Genomic DNA, 8,573 nt, shown 5'->3' on the forward strand with positions numbered 1-8,573 from the left:
TATGAATATAATAATTGAAAAGTTAAAATTTCGAAATCCTTAGATTTCTAGCTGTTTTTCTTAACATTTTTTTATGAAAAATACTTGTATAATTAAGATATTATTAAGATGTTTGCGCTAGACTAACTCAAATAATTGTTTTTATGAAATTAAAGTTAACATGGTTATTAACGCTGTGTATGGCGTTTATGATGCAGTTTTCCTTTGCGCAAGAGAAAACAGTATCAGGAACAGTTACTTCAGAGGCGGATGGACTTCCATTGCCTGGTGTGAACGTAATTGTTAAGAATACTTCAAGAGGAGCTCAAACAGATTTTGATGGGATTTATTCAATCAATGCTAGTGAAGGCGAAATTTTAGTATTCTCCTTTGTTGGTATGAAAACTGTTGAGATTACAGTTGGAGCTAACAATACTATAAACCTTACAATGCAAGAAGATGCAGAGTCTCTGGATGAAGTTGTGGTTGTAGCTTATGGTACTGAAAAAGCCTCTAATGTAACATCAGCAATTTCTGTTGTCAAATCTGAAAGTATTGAGCAGGTACCAAATGCTTCCCTAGACCAGGTTCTACAAGGTCAGGCGGCAGGTTTAAATATCCAAACAAGTTCTGGACAACCAGGTGCAAGTGGTACAATAATCCTTAGAGGTAGAAACTCTGTACAAGGTAATATTGAGCCTTTATTTGTAATTGATGGTGTTCCGGTAAATGAGGATAACTTTAGAAGTTTGAACTCCAACGATATTGAAAACGTATCGGTACTTAAGGATGCTTCAGCTTCTGCACTTTACGGAAACAGAGCAGCAGGTGGTGTAATTATCGTAACCACCAAGAAAGGTAAAAAAGGTAGTGGTGTGAACATTCAGTATAGAAGCCTTTACGGTGTGTCCGATAGGATAGACCCAGGTTTTGACTTAATGAATGCACAACAATACTTAACTTACCAAAGAAGTAGAGGTCTTAACTCACTTTCTGATGCCGAAATCTCGGCTATTGCAGCTCAAACCAACACGGACTGGGAAGAGTTGTTCTTCAGACAAGGAGATACAAATTCTCATGAAGTCAACATCAGTACAGGTACAGAGCGTACTACAACGTTCTCATCTGTATCGTACTTTGAGCAAGAAGGTATCACAAGACGAAGTAACTTGAAACGTTTCACGTTCAGAAACAATACAAGCACTACATCGTCCAACGATAAGTTCAACTTCAATACAAACCTTACTTTAGGTTACAGTAAGAATGATCAATCATCTAACCCTGGATCAGGACAGTTAGATAACCCATTCATTAATGCTTACATTGGTAATCCTGCTTTAAATCCGTTTAACCCAGATGGATCATTAGACATCTTTGGAGACGGAACAACAGGTTTTGCTAACTCGCCAATTGTAGCATTAAACCAATCTATATTAAACACGGATAATACTGACGAATTAAAGATTGTTGGTAATATCGCTGCAAGTTTAGAAATTTTCAAGAATATTAGAGTTGGAGGTTCTGTAGGTATGGATTACGAGCAAACGAATAGAGTCCAAAGAATTGACCCTACGAGTTTGAGAGGTATCAACAATGATACCAACAACCCAACTGCAGCATTAATCTTCGGATCTCAAGCGAATACATCGTTTAGAGATGCTACATTCAATGTTAACTCTAGTATATCCTATAGTAATATATTCAATGAGAAGCATAGTTTAGATGTTTCGGTATTTACAGAATATTTTAAGGAGCATATTTCTTCATATGGATTCGAAGCTTTTGGTCTAGATCCTAAGTTGCCATTTGTATCAGCAGGTTTCACTTCTGGTAATACTACTGAAGGACCAGCAACTGCTCCACTATACAACTATATTCCTACAGTAACTGCAACACTAACAGATGGAGGCTTATTCTCTTACTTTGGTGTAGTTAAGTACGATTACGATAACAAATATGGTTTACAAGCTTCTATTAGACGAGATGCTTCTTCAAGATTCTCTAAAACGAACAAGTGGGGTACATTCTGGTCAGTTTCTGCTAAGTGGAACATCCACAATGAGAAATTCATGGAAGGAAATACATTCTTCAATGATTTAAAGCTGAGAGCTAGTTACGGTACTACTGGTAACGATAGAGCAGCAGCACGTTTCGGATCATTTAGTTTAGTAGGTACAGCTGCAGGTGGAAACACAAACGGTTCTACTCAAGGTTACCAAGGTACAACGGGATACTGGGTAACTCAGGTGAACAACCCAGACCTTAAGTGGGAAACTGTAGTACAAGCCAACATCGGATTGGACTACTCAATCTGGGATAGAAGAATCAGCGGTAGTTTAGATGTATACCACAAAACTACTGAGGACTTATTCCTTAACCAGCCAATTTCTACAATCTCTGGATTTAACTCAATCAACGCCAATGTTGGTGAGATGGTCAATAAAGGGATTGAATTATCTGTAAACTATGACATCATCAGAAACAATGATCCAAGAGATTTCCAATGGTCTGTAAATGGTAATATCGCTTATAACAAGAATGAGATTACCAAGCTAGTTGGAGACGGATTAATTGAGACTACTCGTACAGCACTTTCAGAAGGAGATCCATTTGGTTCTTTCTATGCAGTGCGTTGGGCAGGTGTTAACCCAGCAAACGGTTCTCCATTATACTTGGACCTGGATGGAAACATTACAGAAACTTACACTGCTGATAACAGAGTGATTTTAGACAAGACTCAAGATCCTAGATATGTAGGAGGTTTTGGTACTAATGTATCTTACGGAGGTTTTGCATTAAATGCACTATTCTCTTATGCAGCTGAGCAATATCGTTACAACGGTAGTTTAGCAGTAGTTGAGGATCCTACGTTAGTAACGATTTCTAACCAAGCCACTTCTATCTTAAGGGAATGGACCCAGCCAGGTGATATGACAGATATTCCTGCTCCAGGCTTTGGATCTACACGTTTATTATTAACAGACAGATATATAGAGGATGCATCGTTCTTAAGATTAAGAAACGTAACATTATCTTATACAGTTGATAGAGATGTTCTAGAGAAGACCAACATTTTCACTGGTATAAGAATATATGCACAAGGACAAAACTTACTGACCTTCACTAAGTGGAGAGGTTTTGATCCAGAATCTAATATTAACTCGACATTCTTTGAGTTCCCAACTCCAAGAACCTATACAGTAGGTGTTGATATAAACTTTTAAAAAAAAAATCATGAAAAACATAAAATTCAGACTTTTTGGATTCATATTATTGGTGATCAGTTACTCGTGTAATGATGCCACAGATATTTTGCCACAGAATACCATTCCAGAAGAAACAGCATTTGAGACTGTAGAGGACTTAGTTCTTGGAATGAACGCTGTCTTTTCTAACTATGCGCCAGAGCAGAACTTTGATTTTGGTTCTATCGTAAGTGATGATACCAAAGTAGGAGAAGATAATGGTGGACAGCGTATTAACGAACACAATTGGGTAATTACAGCCAATACATTTAGAGCTAACCAAGTTTGGTTAGGTAACTATGCGCTTATCAACAGTATCAATAGAGTTTTAGCTGCTGCAGAAGGAATCACTCCTCAAAATGCAGATGAGCAAGCTACTTATAACAGTATACTAGGAGAATGTTATGCATTGAGAGCGATTGCACATTTAGATTTAATGGCACATTACTCAACGGATTATAGTGCTGGTACAGCTTCTGTACCTTATGTAGACTTCGTAGTAGTTCTTGAGCAATTACCGCGTAATACAGTAGGAGAAGTAGTTACCGGTATTAAAGCAGATTTAACTACTGCCGAAGGATTTATCGATCCAGCACAATCAGATGTTACAAGAATCACCAGAGACTTTATCACTGCAGTAAGAGCTAGATTAGCACTTTATGAAGGTGATAACTCAACTGCGATGACATTATCGTCACAGTTAATGGCCAACTATCCATTGGCAAATCAAGCACAATATGTTGCTATGTTTGACGATACAGACAATACAGAGGTAATCTTCAAGGCAGATAGAGTACAAGGAGATCCTTTAGCAGGAGGAAGCTGGATGTTTACAAACTCAGGAGGTTCTTTTATTGAAGTATCGAATGAATTGGTAAGTATCATACCAGCAGGAGATATTAGAACAGTAACTATCTGGACCAATCTTGATGCAAACTTCGTTGCAGACACTCAAGAGAGAGTTAACAAATATCCAGGATCTGGAGGAAACAGATACTTAAACGATATTAAAGTATTTAGATCCTCAGAAATGGTATTGATCAATGCAGAAGCAAGAGCAAGAACAGGGGATTTAGGAGGAGCTGCAAATATGGTTCAATCCATCAGAGATGCGAGAACAGGAACTACAGGAACCGCTCCGGTATATAACAGTTTAGCAGATGCAATTACAGACATTCTTTTTGAAAGACGTCTAGAGCTGGCATTCGAAGGACACCGTTTTATTGATGTAAAACGTACTCGCGATATTACAGGTTTAGGATTTGTACGTTCAGAAGCACTATTAGATTGTGGAGGAACAAGTGGTACATCTAACTGTGTATTACCAGCTAATGACCATAGGTTTACATTACCTATCCCTGCAGCTGAGCTTGATGGAAATGCAAACATCGAACAAACACCAGGTTATAACTAATAAAATTAATTGAAATGAAAAAAATATTAATAATGTTAACCGCATGTTTGTTCATTACAGCATGTGGAGAATTCGAAGAAGTAGTATTCGATTCTGTAAACGGACAACAAGGATTAGGATTCAATTCTGTTGGGCCAGTATCAGTAACTGTACCAGAAGCTGGAATCTCAGTTACAGTTCCTATTAGAGTGACTAGCGTATCATCGGCTGCAAGAACATTTAATGTGTCTGTAGATGAAGAAGCATCATCAGGAACCAGTGCTGATTATTCGGTAGGGACAGCAAGTATACCAGCAGATTCTTACGAAGGAAGTTTAGAAGTTACTTTCGGGAACTTTGAGAATCTTGAAGACTTCGTTACCAATGTCTTAGTCCTTAGGCTAGATATTCCAGAAGGAACAGCTGTAATTGGTTTTGAAACCACAACGATAAACTATGTAAAAGAGTTTGTGTGCCCAGACCTAGTATTGAACATAATATTTGATACTTATCCACAAGAAACATCTTGGGAGATTACTAACTCAGGAGGAAGCGTTGTAGCTTCTGGAGATATGTATGCTGGTGAGACAACTCTTACTGAAGACCTATGCTTACCAGATGGATGTTATACATTCACAATTTTCGATTCTTTCGGAGACGGAATTTGCTGTGGATATGGAGACGGATCCTATGAGATCACCCTAGACGGAAATGTTTTAATTTCTGGAGGTACGTTTGGAGCAGATGAGTCACAGAACTTTTGCGTAGAATAATAAATTTTTAATTAAGCTAATATTATGAAAAATATTATAAAAATAATTTCACTTCTACTTATCGTAGTTACTTATAGTTGTGACCAGACCAATGAGAATTTCAACTCAGATCCAACAAGTGGATGGGTAGAGTTTTTTGGGCCAGCAACAACAACTGGACAAACATCTCCAAGTGTTAGTATACCATTAGATGTTAGAGTTCCTATTTACGAAAACGGATTAAACATCAGTTATACCATATCTGCTGCTGAAGGAGACTTCACACAGTTCGTATCTGCATCTAGCGGTACTGCTTTTGCTGACCCAGCAGATAACACTAGAAATGTTTCTATAGACATTCCTTTGATGAACATGGATGCAGGTAGAGATTTTGTAACATCATTTGATATTACAATAACAAGCGTTGATAATGGTGTTCGTGTTGGAGTAGACGAGAATAGTATTACAACTCATAGAGTTACTATTCCTTGTTCTAACCCAGCAGTAGTTGGAGCAGACTTCTTTGTAGGAGACTATGCTATTGCAGATGTAGCTGCTACGATCGGTCCAGGTAATGGTACTGAGAACTTTGCAGCTGGTACAGTTACTTTGGCTGTTGATCCAACAAATCCAAACAGAAGAATTTTCTCTTCTGCTGCGTTACCAGCATTTAATGCTGAGATTGAAACAGTAACAATAGAATTTACTACAGATAACGTGGTTATCTTAGGCGATGTAGATCCAAGCTTGTCTTGTGGTGGAGGTATTCCATACACATTCACAGGAGCTGCTGTTGCAGATAGCTCACCTTGGGATATCTGTAATGATACATTCATTACTGTGGTGTACACTGAAGATCCATTTGGATCGTGTGGAGGACCATACGTGTCATCATTTACATTGACTGCACTGTAGGTTAATTATTCTAATAAATCTAAAGCCTGTATTTATTTTTAAATACAGGCTTTGTTTTTTATAAGCAGCAAATAGCTTAAATAATTTATAAATTCAGATGAAGTTTTCTTACTTGGAAGTTTTATTTGTTATGTTTGCTTAAAAAGTTGAAATCTTTATGTTAATGAGTAAATGCCTTTCCTGGAATAGGTTAATATTCTTTTTTATTACTGTTTTAATTTCGTCTAGCACGTTTTCACAACAATTGAAGAAAGTAAAGCAGAAGCCTTCACCAAACGATACTATAAGCAATCTGACTAATAGAAGAGGAAAGTCTAATGTCAAGAAAAATCTAAAGGCGAAGATTACTGATTATACAATTTTTAAGCCCAAAGGCGATACCATAGTATTAGATACCTCTCTAACTATAAAGAAGGAGTATAAGTTCAATTACTTAAGAAAAGATAATTTTAATCACATTCAGTTTTCCAATATAGGGCAAACCTATAATACATTAAGCCATAATTTTAATCATAATGGCTCAATGCCATTGTTTGGAGCAAGGGCAAGGCATTTTAATTATATGGAAGTTGAAGACATTAATTATTACCGTGTTGCTACACCCTTAACAGAACTATTCTTCAAAACAGCCTTTGAGCAAGGGCAAGTACTAGACGCATTCTTTACTGTAAACACTTCAAAGAACCTGAACTTCTCTATAGCATACAAAGGATTGCGATCGCTAGGGAAATATCAGAATATATTAACAAGCACTGGTAATTTTAGGTTTACCTCAAATTTTACTACAAAAAATAATAAGTATCGTCTCAATACACACATGGTAACGCAAGACTTATTGAATCAAGAAAATGGAGGTTTAACTGATGAGGACATTATTAATTTTGAAAGCGGTAATGAAGAATTCCTAGATCGTTCAGTTTTCGACCCTAATTTTCAGAATGCCGAAAACATTCTCGAAGGCAAACGATTTTATATTAATCATGTATACGATATAAAAAGAAAGAAAGATTCATTATCCAATTCTAGATTAAGCATTAGGAATATAACATCACTAGAAGACAAATTTTATCAGTACGACCAAACCGCTGCAGTTGAAAGTTTTTTTGGTTCAGCCTTCAGTAATGTAATAAACGACAGAGTAACTCTAGAAGATTTTAATACCAGTTTACACTTAGAGTATTCAAATTTAGATTTAGGAACCATAACAGCAGGTGTTAACTACAACAATTTTAATTATGGTTATGATAAGTTAATTATACTCAATAATAATATAATCACCAATAGACTAAAAGGCGATAATATTACCTTCTTGGGTTCTTATAATAACAAATTCAATAAACTGAGCCTATCTGCTAACGGAGCCATAAATATTTCAGGAGACTTTGATGGATATAATTTCGAATCCAGCCTTGCTTATATATTAAATGAAGATAATAGATTTCAAGTAGGTTTAGATATTAATTCAAGCTTGCCAACATATAATAAGTTACTTTATCAAAGTGATTACTTAAATTATAATTGGGACAACAGCAATATGTTCGATAATGTATTGACAAGTAAGCTTTCTTTTTTAGCCGATTCAAAAAAGTTTGGAAGCGTGGAATTAGATTATACCACTATAAATAATCACACCTATTTTTCTAATCAAGACTTTACGATAGACAATACAAATATTAAGCCTCAACAATATGGTGATAAGATCAATTATTTTAGAGTGAAAATTAATAAAGAATTCACCGTTGGGAAGTTTGCTTTAGACAATACAATATTATATCAAAAAGTAATCGACGGAGAAGAAGTTTTAAATACTCCAGATATCATTACAAGAAATACCCTGTACTATTCCAATCATTTATTTAAGAAAGCAATGTTTTTACAAACAGGAGTAACCTTAAATTATTTCACAGAATATTACATGGATGCGTACAATCCTTTACTGGCAGAATTCTATACTCAGAATCAAACCAAGCTAGGAGGATTTCCTAGATTAGACTTTTTTGTCAACGCCAAAGTGAGGCAGACCAGAATATATTTTAAGCTAGAACACTTCAATTCAGCCTGGACGGGCTACAATTATTATACATCACCAAATTATCCATACCGGGATTTTGCGATCCGCTTTGGTCTGGTATGGAACTTTTTCCTGTAGAGAATACGCAGTAACCATCGCATAATTAACACCTTATATATATAGTAGTAATATTCTCCAAAAAAAGGTTATAAAAATGTTTTGTGGTTTATGAAAGGGTTTTATATTTGCGCCCTCGAAAGCGGGGGATGTTGTGATGT

At 36.1% G+C, this 8,573-nt stretch carries 5 protein-coding genes; all 5 read left to right on the forward strand.

The window, feature by feature from the left end:
* Positions 1-143: 143 nt before the first annotated feature.
* On the forward strand, positions 144-3,203 hold the full coding sequence (locus NCE97_RS15400) for a SusC/RagA family TonB-linked outer membrane protein (RefSeq protein WP_353780178.1): 3,060 nt from the start codon (positions 144-146) through the stop codon (positions 3,201-3,203).
* 10 nt (positions 3,204-3,213) lie between these two features.
* A complete protein-coding gene (locus NCE97_RS15405; RefSeq protein WP_353780179.1) occupies positions 3,214-4,638 on the forward strand; it encodes a RagB/SusD family nutrient uptake outer membrane protein in 1,425 nt (474 codons plus the stop codon).
* Positions 4,639-4,652: 14 nt separating this feature from the next.
* The gene (locus NCE97_RS15410; RefSeq protein ID WP_353780180.1) at positions 4,653-5,390 is read left to right on the forward strand and encodes a hypothetical protein; all 738 of its coding nucleotides are present in this window, start codon (positions 4,653-4,655) and stop codon (positions 5,388-5,390) included.
* Positions 5,391-5,414: 24 nt separating this feature from the next.
* Positions 5,415-6,284 (forward strand): hypothetical protein, encoded by an 870-nt coding sequence (locus tag NCE97_RS15415; protein ID WP_353780181.1) that lies wholly within the window; start codon positions 5,415-5,417, stop codon positions 6,282-6,284.
* A 163-nt stretch (positions 6,285-6,447) separates the two neighbouring features.
* Positions 6,448-8,433 (forward strand): putative porin, encoded by a 1,986-nt coding sequence (locus NCE97_RS15420; RefSeq protein ID WP_353780182.1) that lies wholly within the window; start codon positions 6,448-6,450, stop codon positions 8,431-8,433.
* Positions 8,434-8,573 lie beyond the last annotated feature (140 nt).

The sequence above is a fragment of the Winogradskyella sp. 3972H.M.0a.05 genome, from assembly GCF_040493455.1.
Classification (GTDB): Bacteria; Bacteroidota; Bacteroidia; order Flavobacteriales; family Flavobacteriaceae; genus Microcosmobacter.